The organism is Alphaproteobacteria bacterium (assembly GCA_020638555.1).
In the GTDB taxonomy this organism is placed as follows: domain Bacteria; phylum Pseudomonadota; class Alphaproteobacteria; order Bin95; family Bin95; genus JACKII01.
This window is the reverse complement of the sequence record JACKII010000002.1, coordinates 18,661-44,202: the sequence shown is the minus strand read 5'-3', so window position 1 is coordinate 44,202 and position 25,542 is coordinate 18,661. Positions and strand designations below refer to the sequence as shown.

Below are 25,542 nucleotides of genomic sequence, written 5' to 3'. Positions count from 1 at the left end.
TCCGGCGACGGGCATCAGCGGCGCGAAACGGCGTCGAAAGCCGGAGCGTTGGAGCGGGTGATCGGGATCGAACCGACGACATTCAGCTTGGGAAGCTGACGTTCTACCACTGAACTACACCCGCATCCATGCCGGCCACGATAGGCGAAGCCGCGGCGGCCGGCAACGGAATTTCGAGCACGTCGCCGCCGCAGGCCCCGCGAACGGGCCGCGGCCCGCCCCTCGAACGCCCCGCCAGGCCGACGGGGCGAGGGCAAGGGCGCAATCCCGGGCCGGGCCTGCGCCGCGGCCCTCGCGCTCCCCTACCGGAACACGCCAAATTCATTGGGCAATCGCGCCAAAATCCCGGACGGTGGGCAGTGCAATGCGCCGCAGGAACGGAGTGAACAGATGAACCGGACGATCCTGATCCTTGCGCTCGCGGTCGCCCTGGCGCCCCTTGCCGGGTCCGCACAGAACTTCAATGCCGCACCGCCGAATGCGCCCGACCAGCGCCCCGCTTTCGCGGGCCAGACCCGCGCGCCGATCGTCGACGCGGGCGTGAACCTGACCCGCGAGGTGATCGCCACCGGGCTGGAACACCCCTGGGGCATGGATCAACTGTCCGACGGGCGCTGGCTGGTGACGGAGCGGCCGGGGCGGATGCGGCTGGTCTCGCCCGATGGCCACGTCTCCGCTGCGATTGCGGGCCTGCCCGATGTCGATGCGCGCGGCCAGGGCGGACTGCTGGACGTTGTCGTGGCGGACGATTTCGCCGCGACCCGCCGGGTCTGGTGGAGCTATGCCGAACCCCGCGGCCATGGCACGAACGCGACCGCGGTGGCCACGGGCTTCCTGTCGGCGGATGGCCGGACCATGACAGAAGTCAGGGCGATCTTTCACCAACAGCCGGCCTGGAACTCGACCCTGCATTTCGGCTCGCGACTGGTGTTCGACCGCGACGGCGCCCTGTTCGTCACCACGGGCGAGCGGTCGCGCCCCGAGCCGCGCCGGCTGGCGCAGGATGTCTCGACCCATCTGGGCAAGGTGCTGCGGATCGAGCCGATGGGCGGCGCGGCGGCCGGCAATCCCCGGATCGCGGGCGGGCAACCGGAAATCTGGGCCTGGGGCTTCCGCAACATCCAGGCAGCGGCGCTCGGCCCCGACGGCGCGCTCTGGACCGTGGAACACGGGCCGCGCGGCGGCGACGAGTTGAACCGGCCGGAGCCGGGCCGCAACTATGGCTGGCCCATCGTGACCTATGGCGAGGATTATTCCGGCGCGCCGATCGGACAGGGCCTGACCGCCGCCGCCGGCATGGAGCAGCCGCTCTATTATTGGGACCCGGTGATCGCGCCGTCGGGCATGGCCTTTTACGACGGCCGGCTGTTTCCCGGCTGGTGCGGCAGCGTGCTGATCGGCGGCCTGGCGAGCCGGGCATTGGTGCGGCTGGAACTGGACGGGACCCGGGTCACCGGCGAGGCCCGCTACCTTCAGGGCGAAGCCCGGGTGCGCGACGTGGACGTGGCGCGGGACGGCGCCGTCATGATCCTGACCGACTCCGGCAATGGCGCGCTCATCCGCCTGACCCCCGCGAACTGAGCCGCGCGGGCCTCCGCGAACCGCGCGCGCCGCGGCATGGCTCGACGCCCCGGCCGCGGTCGCCGGGGTGCCGGTCGATCACACCGTCAGTTCGAGCCCCGGCAGGGTGCCCTCGGCGCGCCAGCGGTCCAGATGGCGGACATAGACCATCGGCCCGCGCCAATACTGGTTGTTCTTCGCAATGCGCATGTCGAGTTTGCCGCCCTCGTTGTTGTAGTAGCCGGGCGTGCATTCCGACAGAAACGCCCGGCGGCCGATCGCGAGTTTGACGATGGTATCCACCCATTCCTGTTCCGCCTCGGCGCTGGGCTCCAACGCCTTGACGCCGCGGGCCTTGGCTTCGCTCAGGACATAGGCAATGTGCCGGGACTTGACGTCCAGCATATGCTGGAAGTTGGCGCTCTGGCCGGATTGCATGGTGGAAAAGACGATCAGATTGGGAAAGCCGCGGGTGAAGAGGCTGTGCAGCGTCTCGGCCCCGTCCTTCCATTTGTCGGCCAGGCTCTGCCCGCCGCGGCCGTGGAGGTCGAAGCCGATGGTGCGCTGATAGCCGGTGCCGACTTCGAAACCGGTGGCGTAGATCAGGCAGTCGAGTTCGTATTCCCGGCCGTCGACCACGACGCCGGTTTCCGTGATCCGCTCGACACCCCGGCCCTTGGTGTCGACCAGATGCACGTTCGGCCGGTTGAAGGTGGGGAGGTAGTCGTCATGAAAGCAGGGGCGCTTGCAGAACTGGTTGTACCAGGGCTTCAGCGCCGCCGCCGTGGCCTTGTCCTTGACGATGGCGTCGATGCGGGCGCGCACCTGGTCCATTTTCTGGTCGTCGGCCTGCTGGATCAGCGCCTGCGCGTCCTCCACCGCCTCGCCCGCCTGCTGGCGGCGGCGCGCGGCCAGCAGGATGTTGCCGATCAGGTCGGTCCAGCCGTCATTGACCAGATCCTCCTCGAAATCCGCGCCGGAGATGACGGCGGTGAAATTCGCGATCCGCTCCTGCTGCCAGCCGGGCCGCAGGCCGGCGGCCCAGTCCGGGTCGGTCGGCCGGTCGGCGCGGACATCGACGGAGGACGGCGTGCGCTGGAACACATAGAGGTCCTGGGCCGAGCGTCCCAGATGCGGCACGCATTGAACCGCCGTCGCGCCGGTGCCGATAATGCCCACGCGCTTGTCGCGCAGCTTGTCGAGGCCGCCGCTCGCATCGCCGCCGGTGTAGTCGTAATCCCAGCGGCTGGTGTGGAAGGTGTGGCCCTTGAAGCGTTCGATCCCCGGGACGCCCGGCAGCTTGGGCCGGCCCAGCGTCGTGCCGCCGGCCAGGATCAGGAACCGGGCGCGCAGGCTGTCGCCGCGGCTGGTGGTCACGATCCAGCGCAACGCCCGTTCGTCCCAGCGCGCCTCGGTCACCAGGGTCTGGAAATACGCCCTGCCATAGAGGTCGAAATGCCGCCCGATGCGCTGGCAATGCGCATACAACTCGGTCGCCCGCGCGTATTTCCGGGTCGGGATGTAGCCGACCTCTTCCAACAGCGGCATGTAGATATAGGCTTCGGTATCGCAGGCCGCGCCCGGATAGCGGTTCCAGTACCAGGTGCCGCCGAAATCGCCCGCCTTCTCGATGATGCGGAAATCGTCGATGCCGGCGGCGACAAGGCGCGCGGCCGCGAGCAATCCGCCGAAACCGCCCCCAAGGATCGCGACATCGACGGTTTCATCGACCGGCGCGCGGGCAAAGGTCGGGTCGGCGTGGGGGTCGTCGAGATAATGGGCAAAGTCGCCGACGGTCGCCACATACTGGTCGGTGCCGTCGGAGCGCAGACGGCGATCGCGCTCCGCCCGGTATTTTTCGCGCAGGGCGTCGCCGGCATAACCGCGTCCCTGCGCATTCGCGGCGGATCGTAACTCGCTGACCATTGTGAACTCCAAAACACGGACGTCCGGCGAAAAGCGCCAAGCGCGAGACTATGCACACCAATTCGCGCTTGTCTCAAACTTATCGCATGTTCGACTTACGGCAACCTTCGCGCGACTGGCTGTTGTCGCGCGTCGCCACCGCGCGCGCCGCTTCGGTCCCCCGCCAGCGCCGCCGCCAGTCGCGCGGCCGACACGGCGGACGGCGGCTGAAACGGGTTGCCGTGGATCAGCACGATGGTGGCCGTCGGGGCCGAGGCGAGGCCGAACAGGCCCATGCCGATCAGCGCCGTCGCCGGGTCGCCGGCATGGACCACGGCAATCGACACGATCGTCAGGAAGCCGAGAAAGGCCATGCCCAGCCATTTCAGCGGATTGACATGGGTGCGGCTCAGCCCGATGCGGATATCGCGGTTCTCGCGCACCTCGGTGACGGCGCCCAGCATCGCCTGCAGCAAGGGCGGCTGGCAGCCAATGCCGGTTGCGAGGCCGGAAAACCGCCGCAGCAGCCCGTCCGCGGCGACGGAGGCCGTCGGCGAGAAATCGCAGCGCGCCAGCGCCGGCCATTCCTCCACGGCGGCGCGGACATAGTCGCGCACCGCCTGGCGCAGGGCGGGTTGTGCCGCCGCCGGAACGGCTTCGGTCAGAATATCCAGCCGCCGGATCGCATCCACCTCGCGCAGGACGGCGCTTCGCGCCCGGTCATGGGCGGTCCAGGTGTCGTTGGCCAGGAAGGCCAGGGTCAGGCCGAACAGCACGCCGAGCACGTTCAGGAACGGGCCGGTCACCTGCTCCATGGCCGGCGCCCACGCCGCCCAGAGGGCCGAGGTCATCAGCCAGCCGATCGCGGCGACGGCGGCGAGCGTTCCCAGGGTCGCGACCGCGCCATAGGCATAGTGGTGGTAGGTCTGCCAGTGTCTGCTCATCGTCCCGCATCATGCGACCGGTCGGCGGGCTTCCGCCGGTCCGCGACCCAGGGATAGCGCGAGCCGCACCCGCTTTGCAAAACCGATCTTGTCCAACCGATCCATCGCCGGCCGGCGCTGCGGATCGCACGGCAGCCCCCGCGGTCGCAGCCCCCCAACGCAACGCCCTCCGAACGCAACGCCCCCGCGCGGGCGATCCGGCCGGCGCGGGGGGTGCTGCGGCGGGCCGCCTGCGGGAGGCGACCGCGTTGATGCCCGGTCTACTGCCGGCCGAACAGCGCCAGGAAGCGGTGCTTCCAGCCGCCGCCCCGCCGGGCCTCTGCCGCGGCGATGACCTCGCCCGGCACCTCGACCGGAGCCTCCATCCGGGCGCGCTCCGCGTGGGTGCGCGCCTTCATGGCGGCCAGGCCGGCCACTGACCCAAAGGCCGCCAGCATCATCGACGGGTCGCGCTCCGAACCGGTGGTGCGGCTCGCGAACAGCAGGGCGGCCTCGTTCGAGTCGACCAGCTGGCCGGTCTCCGGATCGAAGATCAGGCTGCCTTCGGCGGCGGCGGTCTTGTCGCCCTTGCCGCGCTTCAGCGGGTCGGTCGCCAAACCATCGTCGAAGGTCGGGTCGGTCGCATAGGTCGCGCCGTCCGTCGCGGTCGCCCCGCCCGTCGCCCCATCGTCCACCGCGAGGCGGACGCCGGTGTCGATTTCGGCCGCCATGAGCAGGATCTCGTTGTGCTCATAGCCCAGCAGGTGGCCGATCTCGTGCCGCAGCACGGTGATCAGGTCGACGCCCTCGAACGCCTCGGTCGTGCTGGGATCGCTGTCGATATACCAGCCGGCGCCGGCCGCGTTGAGGTCGACCTGGATGACGTCCTCGTCCTCCTGCGCACGCGCCAGGGTCGAGCCTTCGAGGTCGACGACTTCCAGCTTGACGTCGGCCAGCGCCGCCAGGTCGGCATCGCTGACCAGACCGCTGTCGGCCCAGTCGGCCAGTGCCTGCTCGTACAGGCGCTGCACGTCGTCGGCCGAAACCGTCGTCGGCGCCACCGAGTCGTCCCGCACGCCGCCGGCGAGCCGGAGCGCCTCGGCGAAGGCATCGTCGTCCGTCGCAACCCGCAGATTGTCGAAGGCCGCCTCGCCCTGCATCACGATGACGCCGAACTGGCCGTCGACCGTCGCGGCGTTGAAGCCGTAGCTGCTGACCAGGGCGCCATCGACGCGCACTTCCATGCCGGCACCCTGCATCCCCACCATCAGATTGTGACTGCCGCTGCCGACATTAACCGCGACGGAGAAATCCTGGACGATCCCGTGTTCGGTGGTCGAATGACCGATCACCAGACGGTTCGTCGCGGCGTCCAGCACGACGAACTTGTAGTTCTGATCGTCGTAGCTGTCGAAGATGAGGCCGGCCTGGCCGTTGGCAACCACATCGACTTGCAGTTCGAGATGGCTGTTGGCCGCCAGCGTGGCCCCCAACTCGACGAACTGGACCGCAGGCGTGCCGCCATTGGCCGTGCCGCCAAGCACGCCGCCAAGCTCGGCCCAGGTCGGGCTCTGCTCGACATTCGGAACCTCGTCGACCGTACCCTCGAAGTCGTCGGTCGCCTCCAGCGTCCATTCCGGCGGCAGGATCTGCACCCGGAAGTTGTCGAACTTGCCGCGCGAGCCATCCATGCCGACACCGACCATACCGCGGTTCAACGGCACCGGCTCGCCGCCTTCGTAGCGCGGGGTGTAGTCGTAGGTGAACCAGTTCACGCCTTCGATCTGCAGCGTCACGTTCGTGCCGTTGACCGCCACCGTCACGTGATAGTTCTGGTTCGGCTTGATCTGCACCGGCTTGTTCGACTGCTGCACATAGTGCCAGCCGGTGGCATCGACATAGCCCATTTCAATTTTGTTGGTAGAGATGTTGATACCAGCAAACTTGAAATCCTGGTCGTCATAGTAGTCGAAGATGACGTAGCCATTCGCCTTCCAACCGCCAGTCGGCTTGTCGGTGCTGATGGTGGCCTCGACCTCGTAATACTGCGGCAGGTAGTCGTCGAGCATGAACACCGCCGTCGCCACGTCGCCCGGGCTCGCCGCCGCAACGCTGAGCGAACCGCCGGTGGCCACGAAATTGCCGCGGTCGACCGAGAAGCCGTCCATGGTGCGGTTGTCGAAGTCCGCGGTACGCAGCACGTCGCGCCGCCCGCCGGGGATGTTGCCGGCTTGCGGATCGGTCGGCGGGCCGCTCTGATCCTGCCAGAGGCCGTGATCGCGCTGGGTGACGAGACCCAGTTCGCCGTCGGGATCGCCCTGCGACTCGGACACGTTCGAATAGCGCGAGCGCGAGTTGGACTGACCGGTATCGCCGAAGCGGGTCACGTCGACGCCGTCGCTGGCCGCCTGCGCCCACAGGAAGTCGAACAGTTGCGGCGGCACCTGCCGGCTCACCGTCGCGATGCCGAAGGGCGCGAACGGCACGATGTAGGAGTTGAACTCGCCCGACCAGTCGATCAGACGGTCGCCGCCGGTGTTGCCGATCAGGATGTCGAGACCGGCACCGCCATAGGCCCGATCCTCCCAGATCAGGTGCGTGTCCGGCGCATCGTTCAGGCCGGCCGTCTCATCGTAGGAGGTGCCGGGACCGCCCATCACGTCGTCGGCGTTCAGCAGGTCGTTGCCGAAGCCGCCATAGATGTGGTCGCGCCCGGTGCCGCCGACGATCCAGTCATTGCCGAGGTCGCCGAAGATCGCGTCGTTGCCGTCGCTCTCGCGCGGGACCTCGTCGCCGATCGGCGTGCCGTTCGGCTCGAACCCGGTATAGCCGAGGAAGGTCTCACCCTCGTTGTCGAGCTGGTTCAGGAAGTACTGCTTGTACAGCGTCGGATCCTGCGGATCGTTGGCATCCCAAACCGAACCGTTGTCCTTGAACAGGATCACGCGGCGCGGATCGTACTCGTCATAGAGGTAGAACTCGCCCAGGCGGCTGCGGATCGGCTTCGGCGCGTTCCAGGGGTCCGTGTCCTCGCCGAATTTCAGGATGTCGCCGGGGTTCCACGGCCGGGTGAAGTCGGTGCGGACCAGGCCCACCTCGACCCCGTTCTCGAACAGCTGGGTGTAGCTGTCCGGCAGGGCCTCGCCGCCGGCGATCGCATCGTCGCCGGAGCCGCCATGCAGGAAGTCGTCGCCCAGACCGCCGAAGATGACGTCGTCGGCCTGCTGCGGGTTGGACAGCAGCGGGTTGGAATAGAGGTTCGCCTCCGGGTCGACGCTGTAGGGTGTCAGATCCACCGACTTCAGCAACTCGCCGGACCGGTTGATCAGGGCGGTCTGCACCTTGCCGGGGGTGTAGACCAACTCGTCGATCACATTGCCCTGACTGGTGCGGCTGTCCGGATCGCGGGCCAGCAGCTTGAAGACGCCGTAGAGGCTTTCGGAATAGGCCGCGCCATAGTCCTCGCCATTGGCGAGCGCTTCGTTGCGGCTGGTGAAGATCCGGCCGTCGTCGCCGAGGATACCGTCAATGCCGGTGCCGCCGGAAATCCAGTCATTGCCGGCATTGCCGTAAATGTCGTCGTTCTCGGCGTCGCCAAAGGCGATGTCGTTGCCGGCGCCCAGGTAGATGACGTCGTCGCCGGTCTCGCCATGCACCTCGTCGTCGCCGAAGATGTCGGCAATCGCCTGGGCCGGCGCGAAGTCGGTGCCGCCCGGCGTGTAGTCAAGCAGCGTGACGCCGCGGGCGATGATCTTCTCGTCGGCGTTGTAGGCGTCGGTGTCATAGGCGAAGTGCAGGTAGAGCGCCGCCCCGCCCCGCGCCGACGGGTCGTCGGTGTTGTTGACGCCAACCAGGCGGACAATGTTGCCATTGTCGCCGACGATCACGTCGGCATCGCGCGAATGCGGGTCCATCGCCGCCGTCGCATCGCCGTTCGGGTCCGCGTCGTTGCGGTCGATCTGCACGCCGGTGCCGCCGAAGATCACATCATTGTGGTCGGGCCGCACGTCCGGCGTCGTCAGGCTGAAGAAGCTGGACGAACCGCCGACCAGGTCGTCCTGGCCCAGGCCGCCGAAGACGACGTCGCAACCGCCGCCGCCCTCGATATAGTCCTCGCCGTCCTGGGTCAGGTCGGTCGCGTTCACGTCGACCGGGATGACCGTCAGCGGGCCGATCGGATCCGTGGCGTCGCCCGGATCGCGGGCCGCGCCCACCCGGCGGGTGGTGACGTCGTTCGAGTCGTCCATATCGAGGTTCGCGCCCTCGATAATGGCCTGGATCTCGTCCGCATCCAGGATCGTGCCCTGAACCGTGCCGTCGCCCTGGATGACGTCGTCGCCCAGCTGGCCGAAGATCATGTCATTGCCCTGGCCGCCGGCAATGTAGTCGTTGCCGAACGTGCCGACGCCGGCCAGGCCCGCATCCATGGCGCTGGTGTGCGTGTCGGCATAGTCGATCTCGTACTCGGCCCACCATTGCGGCCCGTTCGGGTCGCGGTAGTCGCGCGGGATCGGGTTGCCCATGGAGTCGAGGGAGACCAGCAGCACGCCGCTGGTATCGGCACCCGCCTCGTCATAGCCGGCGGGGGTTTCGCGGTCGGAGCGCGAATACATCAGCGTGCCGGCCAGGGTCTGGAAACGCAGGCTGCGAATGTCGTCCAGCAGGTTGTCGTCGGCGCCGCCCATGCGGGTCAGCGTGACCGCATCGCCGAAGATCAGGTCGTCGCCGATGCCGCCGTCGATGATGTCGTTGCCGCCACCGCCGATCATGACGTCATCGATCTCGGCACCGATCAGAATGTCGTCGGCGCCGTTGTCGAGTTCGGTCGAACTGATCGAGAGGATGCTGTCCAGCAGCGTCGTCTGGATCTTCTGCAGGACGATCTCGCCCGGGGCCGCGAACACGTCCGGCAGGTTCGGGTCGAACGTGTCCTGGGTAACGATGCCGTGGTCGCCGAAGATGATGTCCGGGTTGTTGTCCGGCGCGCCGCCATTGCCGATCAGGGTGTCCTTGCCGGCCGTCAGGTCGTCGCGGACCGGCGAGGCCACCGGCGCGAACGTGCTGCCGGTCTCCGGCGTGTTCGGATCGGCCGAAGGCGCCGGGCTGGCGTCGATCACCGCGATATCCAGCGCGCGCGTGAAGATGTTCACGTTCACGCCGCTGTCGCCATAGATATGGTCGACGCCGCGCTGGCCGATAATGGTGTCGTTGCCGGAACCGCCGGCCAGATGGTCGCCCACCTGGCTGCCGATGATCAGGTCGTTGCCGGCGCCGCCATAGGCCGTCAGGCCGACGGAGATGACATTGCCCTCCGCATCGTGCGGTATGCCGTCGGCGTCATAGATGGCGTCGGCGAACAGCGCACTGGCGTCGATGATGTCGTTGCCGTACTGGCCGAAGGGCACGGCGACCGGGAACACCCACTCGTCGTCCTCCAGCTCGTTGTCGGGCAGATCGGCGAACGGATCGAACGGCTTTTCGCCGAATTCGATGCCGAGTTGGTCGCCGCTGTGGCCGGAATACCAGACGCCGTCCTGGCTGGTGTCGCCATAGATCACCAACGGGCTGTCGGGGCCGGCACCGCCGGTCACGACGAAGTGGTCGCCGCCGACGGAGGCGCCGCCCGTGCGGGTGATATCCGTCCGGGTCAGGCGCACCGTCACCGTGCCATCGTCGCACGGATCGAGCGCGGCGTTGGCGATGCGCAGCACATTGCCGGTGATATCGGCAATCAGGAACTGGCCCGGCTGGCCGTCGATCTCGATGAACTGGCCGACCTCGAAACCGTAGTCGGTCTCCCAGTTGGTGCCATCGGGCGCGATCAGCCGGTCGACGCGAATGTCGACCTCCGCCACCGTCACCTCGGTCACGTCCGGGGTGGCGAGCGAAACGCGGATGGCGTGATCCATGCCGTCTGCCGGCATTGCACCGACGCTCAGGACCGTGTCGCCCCCCTCGCCCGCAACCGGGTCGGACAGGACCAGGACCGAGGCGCGGCCCCAGGTGCTGAACGGGTTGGCGATGCCGAAATCGTCCGGATCGGCGTCGCGGATTTCCAGGATCTGGCGCACATGCGTCTCGTCGCCAAGCTGGATCAACTGGCCGACCTGGAAGCGCGCATCGCCGAAGATCTCGCCGCCCATGCCGTCGTCGACCGTGCCGAAGCTGCGGCCGTCCAGGCGCGTGAGCAGGGTCTCGCCGGCGCCGTTCTGGGCGAGGTTGAACGTGCCGATGGTGTCGACATCCAGATTGCCGCCGCCGTGCAGCACGGTCAGGCCGCCATGGGGCCCCTGCACCCAGAAGATGCCGGTGACCGTCTCGCCCGGCGCGCCGAGCGCATCCAGGTCGCCGTCATTCACCTCCATCGTCGTGCCGTCGTCGGAAATCGAGACGATGCGGAACTGATGCGAACCGGCCTCGGTCTCGACATGCAGCAGCTGGCCCGCGATGAAGCCCGAGTCTTCCCAGTTGCCGGTGCTGCGGGTCAGCACGCCGGCACCGACGGTGGCCGTAACCGTCTCCAGGACTTTCAGGTCCTCCGCGACGATCTTGATGTCGCCGGGCGACATGCCTTCAAAGCTGAAGTCGGGGCCGGAGAGGATCAGGATCGAGTTGTCGTTCGGATCGCGATACGGCTCTGACGTCGCCGGGTTGATGATCGGGTCGCCGGTCATCGGATCGAAGTACTCGATGGCATCCTCGACGCCAAGCACGGTCCATTCGAGGCCGTCCATGCCTTCGATGGTCACGGTCTGGCCGGCCAGGAAGCCCTGGGCCTTCCAGTCGAAGCCGGCGCGGGTGATGATGTTCTCGCCCGCATAGCCCGCCCAGTCGGCCACCAGGCCGAAATTCGGGTCGGAGGTGCCATCCCAGCTGTTCGTGAAGGTGAACGTGTTCTCGGCCGAGACGAAGTCCGCCGGGTTCAGCGTGCCTTCCACGTCCAGGCGATCATTGCCCTCGCCCAGCATGACGTTCACGACCTCGACGGTGCTGGTCAGCCCCTCGGTGCTGACGCCGCCGGAGCCGAAATTGACCTTGCCGAAGCTGATGCCGCCCGGATAGAGCAGGTCGGTCGGCTCGTTCGAGTCGGCGCCCTCGCCATAGAGCGGGCCGGAGACGTTCGGGAAGACCAGGTCTTCCGCCATGCCGAAGCCGCGCAGCGTGGTCGAGGTGAGCACGCCGTTGGTGTCGGCCTGGCTGCCGTCGTTGAAGATGTTGAGAACGTCGATCTGCTGGCTTTCCGGCGGCTGCGCGCCGATGGCGATCAGGAAGTCGTCCCGTTCGCCCGGCAGCTTGACGCCGTTGGTCAGTGAGCGGTCGGCGCCGGTCGGGCCGCCCTCCACGGCCAGCGGGCCGCGCAGGTTCGACAGACGGTGCGGCTGCACCGCGAACACCTTCACGCCCTCGCGGGTCGACGGCACCTCGTAATAGGGGTCGGCCTTCAGGGTGACGGTCTGCTGCTGGTACCAGTTGGTCTCGTCGAACGAGGCCACCACGGCGAGGCGGTTCACCTCGACATGCAGGTTGGTCGCGTCCTCGAGCCAGGCCGCATGGGTGTGCACGTCGGTGTCCGGATCCAGCGTGAACTGGATCGTCTCGTCGAGCGTGTCGTTCTCGCCGCGGATGATGGCGATCTTGGCGTCGATATACTGGGCCGGATTGTCGAGATTGGTGATCCGCACCCGCTGGCCTTCCAGGAAGCCCTGGTCGAGCCAGCCCTTGACGGTGTCGGCGAACAGGGCGCCGCCGGCATCGACCCGGGTGATCCGGTCGACAAAGACGTCCATGCCCGCCTCGTGGCTCAACTGCTCGTCCAGCACGTTTTCGTGTTTGACGTAGCCGGTCCAGATGTCTTCCTCGATCAGGAGAGACAGAACCACGTCGTCCATCACCTCGAACGCCGGCTGTCCGGTGGCGTTGGCATTGGTGGTGGTGAGCGTGATGGTCTGCTCGGAGACCGTCTCGACCGTGTAGTCGCCGTCGACATCGACCGCACCGCCGGCGGTGCCGACGATCCGGAGCAGATCGCCGTCCTTCCAACCGTCGGAGACGAAGCTGCCGAAGTCGGCGCCGGTGCCGCGGGTCAGGGTCAGCTTGCCGCCGACCTCCTCGAAGACGATCGAGCCGGTGAAGCGCTGCGAGGCACGCTCGCCGCCGATGGTCTGGTAGGTGGCGTCGATGCCATTGATCTGGACGACATCGGCCAGGCCGTCGGTCACGATCGCCACATCCACGTCCGCCGGGCTGCCCGGCACGTCCGGATCGGACGTCGGCTGCTTGGTCAGGCGAATGGTGTAGTCCTGGGTGTTGCTCTCATCTTCCCCCACCCCGGTCGTGGTGAGATCGTCCGGGATCAGGACCGTTTCGCCGCCTTCCTGCAACACCACCGCACCGGCGGTCTCGTTGTCGATCACTTCGACATCGAGCAGGCCCGGATCGGAGCGCAGGTTCGGGAAGACATAGTTGGCGTCGGTGGTCTCCGCATCGTTGCGGACGAATTCCACCACGGCGGTCTGCGGGTCTTCGCGCACGAAGTCGTCGCGGGCCTCGATGCCGACCGTGATCGGCGTGGCGTAGCTGCCCGCGTCGAAGGTGGCGCGGGCCACGACGATGCGGCCATCGCCCAGATCCTGCCGAGCGGCGCCCACCAGGATGTCCAGATCCGGATTCATATCCGTATTGACCAGTTCGATGGCCTTGTCGGCGAAATCGTTCAGCACGATGTCCACGACCACCGTTCCGGCCGGCTGCGAGGCCAGCGACACCTGGATCTGGTCGCTGAGCCTGGTGATGGCGTCGCCCTCGACCACCAGCGTGCGGCCGTCCTCGTTGCCCATGGCATCGACTTCGGTCACATAGACGCCCGGCGTGTCGTTGTCGCGGACCTCCACCTCGACATTGCGCACGTCGATGGCGTCGTAGTCAGCAACGTTCGAGATCACCGAGTGCTGCACCACCACGACGCGGTCGCCCTCGGCGCGCGTGTCATCGACCGCATAGAGCCACACGGTCTGTGCGGTGCCGAAATTGGTGTGATCGAAGCGCAGCACCACGGCGCGGTTCTCGACCAGCAATTCGTCCGCATCGATCATACCGTTGCCGTTGGCGTCGTACGGCTCCAAGTGCTGGAAGTCGGACGGAGTGACGGGGTCGCCCGGAGCGACCGTGCTGAGCCAGATGGTGTCGCCAGGGCCGTTCGGCAGCGGCGCCGGGTTCATCAGCGTGTCGTTGCGCTCTTCTTCCGGCGAACGGGCGGCCGAGACGGTCACATAGACCACCTCGCCGGCGGCCAGCGGCTTGGCGAGCTTGACGGTGTAGCTGTCGACCTCGCGCACCGCATCGCCCTCGCGCACGGCCGTGAAGCCGTCGGTGCCCTCGTCGATGACGACGAGGCCTTCGCCGTCCGTGGTGACGTTGTAGTTGAAGCCGTCGATCGGCAGGCCGTCATAGAGCGGATCGTCCTCGGACCCGACAATATGGTTCACCGCGCCGGAGACGCCCTCCAGCTCGCGCGTGACGATATCCTCGGTCACGTCGCCCGCCACGTTGATCGTGTCGGAGCCCAGGCCGCCGATGACGCGATAGGCGACGCCGAAAGCGGTGGACTGGATGAAGAACTCGTCATCGCCTTCCAGGCCGTCGACCTCGACCACCTCGATGGTGGAGTAGCGGACATTCAGGCCGGCGCCGAAAATGCCGTCCTTGGTGATGGCGATGTCGTCCGGGAATTCGGTGCCGAGAATGACCAGCTTGTCGAAGCCGGTGCCGCCCTCGACCGAAACCGGAGCGTTGACGTTGTAGCGCACCTCGTCCTGGCCGCCGCCGGCGCGGATGTCCGGCGCCTGGGCGATGGAGAAGCCGAGGCCGATCTGCGGCACGGCCACGCCGTCCTGATCCAGCACGATCTCGTCGTCGGTGACGTCGTTGGGCGTCAGCAACAGATCGAGATAGTTGATGTTCAGGTCGTCGTTGACGTCGAAGCGATAGTTGGTCGGGCCGCCGTCGGTCGGCAGGTTGTCGCGCAGATACTGGCGGTAGGTCGCATCGGCCTCCGGCGTGCCCAGCAGCGAGGCGAGGCTCAGGTCGGTGATGGCCTGATCCGAGTTCGTCGCGTCCGCGAGGCTCTGCAGCTCGTTCAGCACGGCAACGCCGTCGTCCAGGTCGAGCGCGTCGATGCTGCCGTCATTGTTCCAGTCGAAATCGACCGTCGCCGCCAGCGCGAAGGCGCGGACGATGAACAGGTCGTTGTCGTCGTCGCCTTCCAGGCGCAGTTCGGCCTGGTTGGAATAGACGCGGAACTCGTCATTGCCGGTGCCGCCCTGGACCACCATGGGCGCGGAAATGCCCTGGCTCAGCCAGCCGCGGGTGGTGGCGACCAGATCGGGGAAGACATCCTGGTCCAGCAGGTTGCCGTCTTCGACATTGCGCTTCTCACCGAAGATCTGGCCGACCTGGAACTGGTCGTCGCCCAGGCCGCCGTCCAGCGTCGTCGTCACCGTGGCGTCGTCGGAGAAGAAGGCGTCGTTGCCGCCGCCGCCCTCCACGATCAGGCGACCGTTCAGGCCGGTGTCGTAGTTGATGCGCTGCACCTCGTTCGAGGGCTCGTTGCCGAAAATGACGTCCTGATAGGGGTCCAGCTCGCCATGCAGCAGCGCCACATAGCCGGGCCGGTCCGCGATTTCGTGCGGCAGATAGCTGGCCGCGCGCAGCAGGAAGATGTCGTCGGTCGGCTTGCGCACGAACGAGCCATCCACCAGGTCGGAGCCGTTCGCGTCCGGGTCGGTGTTGTCGAGGCCGAAAATGGTCAGCTCGTCGACGCCATCGAACTCCTCGCCCGTGTCGAGGACGTTGATGATGTAGTTGCGCTGATCCTCACCGTTCGAGCCCAGCGTGTGCACCGCGTAGTAGTCGGTATCGGCCTGGCCATCGAGGGTCAGGGTGTGCTCGGCCACCACGTCCGCGGTCTGCGGCGAGGTCTGGGTCGCCGTGTCCTGCAGATAGAAGACGGTGAAGTGATCCTCGCCGTCGTTCATATCGACAAACGCTGGCATTGCGCCCGGATTGTCGTAGACGCCGGTGTCGGCGTCGGCGCTGCCATAGACGCGCGTCTTGGAGCCGAGGAAAATGTAGCCGTCCTCGCCCCACGTGGTCGTGCCGGCGGCACCGGTCTCGTCGCCGAACTGGAAGAAGTCGATGTCGCTGCCGCCGAAAATCTGGGTCAGGCGGTCCTCATAGCCCGCCTCGCCCGGCGCCGGCGCGGCGCTCAGGTCCGGCGTCGAAACGCCGACCGGGATGCCGCCGTTGCGGCTGCCGGCCGTCGTCAGCATGGCGCCGGCGACGATCATGCCGCGCAGCACCATTTCGGTGCCGAAATGCAGGTCGGCGTCGGCAAAGTCGCCGCGCACGATGATGCCGAGGCCGGCCACGATCTGGCTGTTGTCGTCCAGCGTGACGTCGTCGGCGACGCGCAGTTCGACCGAGCCCTGTTCGGCATAGATCATACCGTGCGCGAAAATGCGGTCGGCGTCCACATGATCGCCGGGCGGGATCACGCCGTTGTCCTCGGCGAAGCGGGCGGAGCCGTTCTGGATCAGTTCCAGGTCCTCGCCGGTCGAGGTCGGGTCGGCGCTTTCGTTCACGGTCAGGCGGATCAGGCCGTCATAGGTGTGGGCGAAGACCAGGCGCAGTTCTTCCGCCGTCTCCGTCAGCCAGATATTGTCGATGGCTTCGAGGGCGACGTCGTCGCCGATCTGGGTCAGGTCCACGGCGGCCGAGCCGCGGCGGCTGTCGATTTCGAGATCGTCGCCGTCCTCGCCGATATTGGCGCCGGTGCCGTTGGCGTCGATGTCGATGCTCTGGCCATAGACGTTGGTCAGGTCATCGTCGCGGGCGTCGATTACCGAACCGTCGGTGGTGCGCAGCGCCACGTCGCCCAGCGACCAGATCGTGTCGATCCGCATGTCGCCGGTGGTTTCGTCGAGATAGATTCCGAGCGTGGATGCGTCCAAATCGTCGTAAATGCGCAGCACGCCGGTGTTGGTGCCGAGGATATCTCCGTTGATTTCCAGGAAGTTATCATCGGTGCCGATGCCGCCGCTCAGGCCGCTCCAGACACGGGTCGGATTCAGGATTTCGCCGGCCACGTCGCCCGGATCCGGGTTGACGAAACCGGGGTCGCCCACATCGCCGGAGGCGGCGACCATGGTGATGTTGACGCCGGCGACGTCGGCCGGGGCCGTGTCGAAGTCGTCGTTGGCGTCGAAGATCGATTGCGGCGAATACAGCAACACGTCCGAGCCGGTCGACCGGATTTCGCCGACCCGCATGTGGTCGGTGATCTCGGTCAGCGCGATATAGCCGTCGGTGATGACGGTGATCTCGCCATTCTCGTAGTCCGCCGCATTCGGGTTCGCGACCTCGGTCAGGGCCAGCACGTTGATGGTCGGATCGCCGACCGTCAGGCTGGCGGCCTGAACGATGATGTCGCCATTGGCGGCAGCCGGGTTGCCCGGATAGCTGACGCCGCCCGATTGCAGGCCGGCCAGCTCGCGCGCGTCGGTCTGCGGGTCGATGCCGCGGAAGTCGTAGGTCGTGACGTCAACCACGGTCGAGCCGGTGGCAAACGCGCCCCGCACCGGACCCAGGAACTGGTTGAAGCCCATGTCCGGCTGGAAGAAGTACACGTAATTGCCGGCGGTCGGCGATTCGCTCGGCCATTCGACGTCGATGCCGCCGCGTGTGCCGGTGCCCGTCTGGTACAGGCTGTTGCGCAGCAGCACGTCCGCGGTGTTGCCGGCGGCGATACGGTCGATGTTGACGATGTACTCGCCGACATTCGTGCCCTCGCGCTTCAGCGCCCGCAGGTCGAGGTCGATATTGTCGACCGCGTCCACGGTGAACACCTCGACCGAGGTCAGGCTGTGGGTCTGGCTGAGCGAGCCCGACGGCGTCAGGTCGATGTCGCTGCCGCCCGGCGTCGCCGACAGGCTGAGCGAGTTGCCGTCGGCGCCCAGCTTCACGTAGTAGAGCCCGTTATTGGCGAGCCCGCCCAGCGGCGAGGCCGACGTGTAGCGGACCAGCTGGCCATCGTAGAACTTGCCGTTCTGGCCGATGAAGATCTTCTCGGTCAGGCCGCTCACCTGGCCGGTGGTGAAGGTCAGGGCCTGCGGAACGTCGTCGCTGCTGACCAGGTCGACGTTCAGCCGCTCGGTGTCGGAGCCGACATCGTTCGTGGCATCCACGTTCAGGATGTTGGTCACGATCAGCGCATAGCGGCCGTCCGGCGAACTCACGCCCCGGTCCTTGCCGGAGAGCACCGAGCCGCCGCCCATGCCACCGGTGTTGACGATGGTGGTCGTGCCGACCGGGTTGTTGATCGTGCCGTCGATGATGATGTCGCTGTCGCCGGTATTGAAGATCTCGACCAGGGTCGGCGCGACTTCCGCATTGATCGTGAAGGTCAGCGGCACCGAGCCGGACGGCCGCAGCCAGACCAGCGGACGGTCCTCGGCCATCACGTCGATATTGTTGATCTCGATATCCAGGTCGGACTCGTTGGTGATGCGCACCCGCTCCAGCGACTCGCGGAAGGTCCAGGTGCCGCCGCTGCCGTCGATATCCGCCGAGTCGAACGCCACGTCGCCCGGGCCGGGATTGGTGATGTCGTTGACGATGATGTGGTCGCTGAGCGTCGTGCCGCTGGTCTTGGTCGCGGATCCGCCGCCAGGGCTGTCGTCGACCGTCACGTTGACGGCCTTGACGATGTTCCCGCCCGAACCGATGACCAGTTCGCGCACCACATCCAGTTCCGGCGAGCGGCCGGAGAGGATCAGCACGTCGGAGTCGAAGTCCATCGAGTCGACATAATCCGGATCGCCGTGCTCGTCCGACCCGCCCGCGGCCAGCGACCGCTTCGAATGGCTCGCGTCGTTGCTGTAGGTCAGGTTGGTGCCGTTCTCGGTCGTGCCATAGAGGGCCAGACGGAATTTGGCGTTGTCGAACTGGGCGAGTTCCGTGGTCTCGCTGTCGGTGTTCGGCAGTTCGATGCGCGGACCGGCGGTGACCAGTGCGCCGCTGTCGCCGTCGATGAAATTGGTCAGATCCTGCTCGTTCGTCGCGTCGGAGCTGACATAGCCGAACAGGCCCGTCGACCGCGTGTAGGCCTTCGCGTGGGTGCGGACGTCGTCGAAGGTGGCGATCAGGTCGACGCCCTCGAAGCCGGTCACCTCGGCATTGCCCTTGATCGCCACGGTGTTGTCGGCGATGTACTTGGTGATGCTGTCGGCCGTCGCTTCGGAATAGAAGCCGCCGGCACGCGCGTCGGTCGTGGCACTGATATTGACCGCGCGCGCGTCCTGACCGGATGCGGTGTCGCCGACGGTCGAGCTCAGGATGACTTCCAGCGCCTCCAGCTTCGCGCCGGAGCCGACGGTCGCATCCGCCTTGGCGGAGTCCGTGACGTATTCGGAATAGGCTTCCGCGTCACCGCCGAAGCCGACGCCGCGCCCGGTCGCCGACGAGGTGCCGATCACGCCGCCCGCGGCCAGGATCGAGGCCAGCTTGCCGACCAGGACGACGGCGTTGTCGCCGACCTTCGCATCGACATTGTAGTCGACATTGACCCGGCTATCGGCATCCGCGACGCCGACAAAGCCACCGGTGCTGGAGGAAGCGGCGCTATCCGCGGTCGCATCCGCGTTGGCGTCGACGGTCAGGTTGTCGCCCGCGATCAGGCGGGTGTTGGCGCCGATTTCGGCCAGGCTGGTCAGGGTGGAGTTGGTGCGGGCGTCGACATTGCCGACCGCCACGAACCCACCGGAACCGTTGGTCGTGGTGGCGGTGCTGTGCAGCCCCGCGTCGCTGGTGATCGTCACATTCGTGCCGGCGCGGATCAGGTCGCCGTTGACGCTGGCGACCGCGGTCGGCGACCAGCGCAGCAACGCCTCATTCTGCTTGACGCCGACAATGGCGCCGCTCGACCCCTTGGCGGTCGAGGACGAGATGCCGTCGCCGCTTTGCGGCGCGAACAGGTTCAGCGGCACGCCGCCCGGCCCCAGCAGGCGGTCGCCCGCCGTGAAGCTGGTGATGTTGATGCGCAGGTCGTGCGAGGCGCCGCCGGCCGAGATGTCGACCGCCAGCGCACCGATGCTGTGGGTCAGCACGCCGGTCAGCGCCGTCGGCATCAGGTCGATGCGGGCGCCCAGGGGCGTCGCGGTCAGGCCGAATTCGGTGCTGCTCACATAGTCGACATAATAGGTCTGGCCGTCGACCAGATTGCCAATGGGCAGGTCCGCGACGCGGATCAGCGAGTGAATGTCGCTGTTGCCCGGGTCCGTGGTGTTGCCCGGCAAGGTGTCGTTCGCCGCGTTCAGATCGTCGAACGGGAAGCCCTTGTTCGGCGTCAGCGCGATGACCGGGCTGTCGAACGTGTCGTTGCGCGGCGTGGTCCGCTGGACGAAGGCGGTATTGAACGTGCTGCCGATATTGGCGCCGCCCGATGCGTCGATGGAGAGGCGAATCGTGCCGCCGCTCACATTGTCGATCGTGCCGGTCATCCCGGAATAGGCGCCCAGATCGTGCAGTTCAACCGTGCCGCTGGTGATTCCCAGGGCCGCCCAGGTGGTGCCGGTGACGGTCAGGGTCAGGCGGTAGTCACCGCCGCCCAGATCCACGCGGTCGACCGTCATGGAGCGGTCGACGCGGGTGATCTCGCTGACGTCGTCGTTCGAGGCGAGCGTGATCGTATCGCCGTTCACGCTCTGGATCGTGTACTGGCCGTCATTGCCGCCGCCATTGGTGATGATCAGCTCGATGCCGGCGACGAAGCCGTCGTCTTCCCAGCTCAGGCCGTCGGTGCGGACGATCTGGTCAGAACCGGAGCCGTCGCGGACATAATAGACGTTCTCGCTGATCAGACTGCTGCGCTTCAACTGGATCGCACTGTTCGAGACGACCACCACGCGGTAGTCCTCACCCGCCTGCAAGCCGCCGATCGCCGTCGCGCCGGGGTCGGTATAGGCGTCGGTGCTGTCGTCGACGAATTCCACATTGTAGCGGACGATGTCGCCGTTGCTGAAGCCGTGGTTGAAGGGCTTGCCCTCGTTGGTGCCCTCGGTGATCGCGAACCGGATCGTGTCGTTGTCGATCGTGGTGCGGTCGATATAACCGCCACTTATGGTTGCATTCGGATCCACATCGACCTGGCGGTCGGTAAAGGTGAACGGATCGGGCGCGTTGTAGGTGACCGGCTGGTCGTTCAGGAAGCCATGGGTGAAGCCGCTGATCGTGTTGGCTTCGGTGCCCGTATCAACATCGGAGGGCAGGAAGTCCTTGCCGGCAAACACGCTGTCGGGATCCTCCGCGGTCGCCTCGCTCGCCACCAGCTTGATGTGCGTGCCGTCGATCACCAGGACGTAATAGGTTGCGCCATCGGTCAGCCCCGGCATGGGCGAGCCGGAATACACCCGGTAGACCACCTGGTCGCCGGACCGGAAGCCGTGCTCGGACTGGAACTCGATGATCTCGGTGTTGGGATCGACCGTCGCGTCGTCGAGTTCGGCGCCGAATGCGAGCGTGTCGGCATCGACGGCGATCACCGCATACTGACGGTTGAACTCCTGCGTCGTCACATTGTCGTTTGCATCCGCAACCTCTTCGGTCACGAACTCGTCGAGCCCGCCGATCGGATCGCCGTTCGTGTTGCTCTCATACTCGACGATCTGGCCGGTCTCCAGGCCGTGCGCCGCCACGTTCGCCGTGTCGTTGCCGGTGCTGACATTGGTGATGAAATAGTCCGGAACCGTGCCGTCCTGCTCCAGCGCCTTGGCGTCGACCGAGATCGAGCCGCCGGCATCCAGCACCGTGCCGGACTCGATGGTCGCGTTGACCACCGGCATCACGCGCGTCGTGGAGAACGAGCCGCCGACATCGACCGCACCGCCGGTCGAGCCCCTGACATAGGAATCCGCCTGCGGCCGGGCATTGGCGGTCACCGAAACATTGCCGCCCACCAGGATCGAGCTGTTGTTGCCGATATAGGCATCGGCCGAAACATAGTTCGGATCGGGGGTGAAACTGCCGTCGTCGTTTTCCAACGGCTTCCAGCCCGCGCTATCCTCGACCGCATCGGCATAGGCGACGGCCTGGTTGCCGCCCGCGGCGACAAAGCCGCCGGTCGCGGCCGTGGTCTGGGCGTTCGCCGTGTCGGTCGTGGTCGCGGTGATGTTGAGTTCGCCGACCGAAATCTTCGGCGTCGCCGACAGCGCGCCCGAGTCCTTGATGCCGGCCGAGGACGAACCGTTGGCCACGGCCAGGGAGTCGCCTTCGCCGACGCTGACCAGAATGCCGATGGTCACGTTGTCGACGTCCGAATCGGCATTGTTCACGCCAACGGCCGAGATCGACAGCGTCGAACCGGTGGTGATCATGGCCCCGCCGCCGACATAGCTGTCGACCGTCGCCGTGGATTCGGCAATCGCGGTCGTGAACTGGAAGCTCAGGCCCGCCCCCTTCGCGGCCTCGGCCTCGGCACGGGCGTTGCGAGAACCCGCAACCCCCATATTGTGCGAGGCGGCCACCGAGAGCGAGGCGGCCGCGACCGTCGCATCGCTGCCGACGAACGCGCTGACGCTCGGCCGGACCGTCGCGTGGGCGTTCATGGAGCCGATGCCGATCAGGCCACCGCCGGCGGCGAAGCCGGAGGCGTCGGCGTTCGCATCCGACGTGGCCGAGATGTTGGCCGCCTGGTCGACGATCAGGGTCGCATCCGCGCCGACGGAGGCCGAAACATCGGTATCCGAGAGGGCCGTCGCGTGCGGGACGGTGATTTCCAGCAACCCAACCGTGGCGGCCTCCGCCGTGGCGATGGCATCGGAGATCGCGGAGGCGTTGATCGTCGCGCCCGAACCGCCGGTGACGGTGCCGTTCATGGCGGCGGTCACGCTGCCGGCCGCGGTCGCGTCCACCAGCGATGCGCCGGCCGCAACCCCGCCCAGCGAGAAGGCGAACGATTCCGCCTTGGCGTACATCGTGCCGCGCGCATCGACGATGACCTGCTGGGCGCCGGCGTCGATGTCGCCGCCGTCTTCGCCCGCCTCGATGGACGCCAGCACGTCGGTCTTGTCTTCGGCCTCGGGGATCGAGCCCTGGCCGCTGAAAATGCCGCCGCCCGCCGCTTCGGTCATCGCGAACGCACCGCGCCCGCCGTCGAGGCTGATGCTGCCGATCCCGTTGAGGGTCTGGTTGTGCAGCGCATAGACCGCCAGGCCCTCGCTGTCGGACTGCAACTCGTTGCCGATCCGGGCGGTCACGTCCCCATTGGTCTTTGCCCGTGCCAGGCTGACGCCGAGCGCCAGCCCGCCGGCGGTCGCGGTCAGCACATGCGCCACCGCCTTCGCGCTGTCGCGGGCCAGCACCAGCACCTGACCGTGCGAATCGATCTGAACATCGTTGCCGATCTCGGCCTTGGTTTGCGCGCTGTAGGTGGCAAAGCCGAAGTTGAAGCTGCCGGCGCCGACGCCGGCCGCGCCGGCATAGACTTCCACGATCACGTCGGAGGTCGCGTTCGCCTCCACCGTGATATTGCCGACCTCGTTGTCGTCCATGCCGACCGCGAGCCCGATATCGGCATTGTCGCCGATCCGGGCCAGGGTCTCGACCGTGTTGGCATTGCCGTCGTCCGCATTCACCTGCGAGAACGACACGCCGATGGCCGCGAACCCGACCTGGATGCCGACATTGATGACGTTGATGTCCTGGTCGGTGACAGCGGTCACCGCCAGGCTCGCCGCATCGCGGATGACGGCACCGTCGGAAATTTCGGCCAGCACCAGGCTGTTGTCGTTGATCACCGTCACGCCGGCGCCGAGGGCCGCCAGCCCTCCCTGCCCCGTGACCACGTGGTAGTCGAAATCCCGGATGCCCGCCGCGGTGACGGAAATATCGCCATCCGCCCGGATGGTCCCGCCGAGCTTGGCGCGGGTCTGGCTCGCCACATTGAGCACGGCCACCGCCGCGCCGGCGCCGACCAGGCCGACCGAGACCGAACCGTCGGCAATGTCGACCTTGATGCGCTCATAGGCGTCGACATTCACGTCGTCGCCCACATCGGCAACGACGCCGCCTTCGACGATGGCGTTAACGCCGCGCGTCGGGCCGGCCGCAGACGCCGTCAGGGAGGTGTTCAGATCGCTTCCGGAGACCGGATTCAGGCTCAGGCCGTTCAACGCCTTGCCGGCGCGGTCGTCGGCCGAGTTCTCGGCCACCGACGGGTCGGTCGAGTTGTCGTCGAGGCCGCCCAGTTCGCCGGCGATATCGCTGTTGGTGCCATCGATATTGCTCTGCGTGGTCGAACTGGCATTGTTCGAACCCATGTCGTCTTCGAGCGCATCCTGCTGATTGTTCGCGCCCTCGCTCGGATTCTCGGAGTCGTTGTCCTCGTAGGCAGACGAGAAGTCCTCGCCGATGGACCAGACCGAGACCGACGCCGCCAGCGCCGCCAAGCCGCCGGAGCCGCTGATGGTGAAGCCCTGCAATTCCTTGTTGGCCAGCGCGTTCACGCTCAGGTCGCCATGGGCGTTCACATGCGCGCCGGTGCCGATGGAGGCGTTCACGTCGTTCTTGATCGAACCGAAGCTGACCGCGCCGGCAATTCCCGCCAGGCCGAGGCCGACGGCTCCGGCGCCTTCCAGGATGCGCGCGTCGTTGGAGGCGCCGACATAGACGCCCTGGTCAGAACCCACCGAACCGTTGGTCAGATAATTGCCGTTGCGCTGGTTGATCATCGCGCCTTCGCCGATGCGCGCCGTCGCGTCGCTGTCGATCAGGCTGACCGTCACCGCGCCGGCAACGCCGACATAGATGCCGCCGGCCGCGGCAACGGCGATGGTCGTGATGGTCTCGTCGCTGTCGGCCTGCACGATCACGCCATGGCCGGTGCCGCGCTTGAAGGTGCCGTCATTGTTGACGCCGTCCAGCAGCACATTGCTCATGCCGGCGCCGCCCTCGGCGTCGATGTCGGTGTCGTCGCCGATGGTCGCGCGGGTGTCCTTGTTGAAGATCACCACGCCGACTCCGGCGCCGATGCCGCCCCCACCGAAGCCCGCCGCAACCGCGCCCGAAACGACGATCATCGACGAGTGGTCGCTCGCCATGACCGCCACGTCGCCACCGGCCTGGATGTCGGTGAAGTTGTAGATGTCGGCCGTGGTTTCCGCGTCCAGCGTGACCACGCTGACGCCGCCGCCAACCGACGCGGTGCCGCTGATCGCCACCGCAAACGACACGATCACAAAGTCCGCCTCGGACGCGGCCAGGACCTTGACGTCGTTTTCGGCATCGATGGTCGAATGGTCGCCGATCCAGGCGTTGGTGTGCAGGTCGATGGCCGAAACATCGACGCCCGGCGCCACGGCGGCATTGCCGGAAATTGCGACGCCGACGCCGACGCCGACATGGCTGAAATCGCTCGCCGCCGAGACCAGGACCGTCTGGTTCGCGTTGGGCGTGGCGCCCATATGCTGGTTGATGTTGGTATCGTCGCCGATATAGCCGTGCGTGTTCGAGGTGATCACGTTCACCGCGGCGCCGACGAACACCGCCGCATTGCCGCCAACGCCCGCGCCGATGGCATAGGTCTCGACGTCGTCCTTGGCATTCGCCGTCACGGCGACGCCGCGGAAGGTGGCGTCGGGGTCCGCACTGGACATGCGCTTCATCGTCAGACCGGGCGATGCGCCGGTCTCGTTGCCGCCGTCGCCATCCAGATCGGTCGGCTGCTCCAACTCGCTGTTGCCGGCAACCGAAACCTCGAGCGCGCTCGAACCCGGCGCCGAGGAGCGCAGGCCGGACGCAGACGCATCGGACCCGCCGGTCGGCTCCAGCCCGCTTTCGCTGGCAGGCGCATCCTCCGCCACATAGCTGGCGGAATAGCCTGCATCCCGCACCGCCGCGGCGAAATCGCCCTCGCCCGTGACGTTCGCGCGTCATGGCCGATAAAGGCGTCCGTGGTCTTGTTCACCACCGCGACGCCGGCGGCCGCGCCGACGCCGGCCGTACCGCCGATGGCCAGGCCGCCGACGATCAGGTCGAGTTCGCTCTCGTCGATCGCCGAGACCCGCACCGTGCCGTGCGCGTACACGTCCGCGCCCGGGTCATC

General features: G+C 67.0%; 4 protein-coding genes and 1 tRNA gene. 1 reads left to right on the top strand and 4 read right to left on the bottom strand.

What is annotated here, in order from left to right; translation table 11 throughout:
* Positions 1-49: 49 nt before the first annotated feature.
* A tRNA-Gly gene (locus H6844_06300) sits at positions 50-124 on the bottom strand.
* 266 nt (positions 125-390) lie between these two features.
* Here H6844_06300 and H6844_06295 point away from each other — a divergent pair.
* Entirely contained in the window at positions 391-1,581 is a 1,191-nt protein-coding gene (locus H6844_06295) for a PQQ-dependent sugar dehydrogenase (protein ID MCB9929006.1), read from the top strand.
* A gap of 78 nt (positions 1,582-1,659) precedes the next feature.
* On the opposite strand, the gene H6844_06290 is transcribed toward H6844_06295, so the two are convergent.
* From H6844_06290 to H6844_06280, 3 genes are all read right to left on the bottom strand, one after another.
* Positions 1,660-3,486 carry an NAD(P)/FAD-dependent oxidoreductase gene (locus tag H6844_06290; GenBank protein MCB9929005.1) on the bottom strand — a complete coding sequence of 609 codons (1,827 nt, stop codon included), beginning with the start codon at positions 3,484-3,486 and terminating at the stop codon, positions 1,660-1,662.
* Between the two features lie 95 nt (positions 3,487-3,581).
* On the bottom strand, positions 3,582-4,409 hold the full coding sequence (locus tag H6844_06285; GenBank protein ID MCB9929004.1) for a DUF4239 domain-containing protein: 828 nt from the start codon (positions 4,407-4,409) through the stop codon (positions 3,582-3,584).
* A gap of 260 nt (positions 4,410-4,669) precedes the next feature.
* Positions 4,670-25,330, bottom strand: coding sequence for a hypothetical protein (locus H6844_06280; GenBank protein ID MCB9929003.1), 20,661 nt, complete (start codon positions 25,328-25,330; stop codon positions 4,670-4,672).
* Between the last annotated feature and the right edge of the window lie 212 nt (positions 25,331-25,542).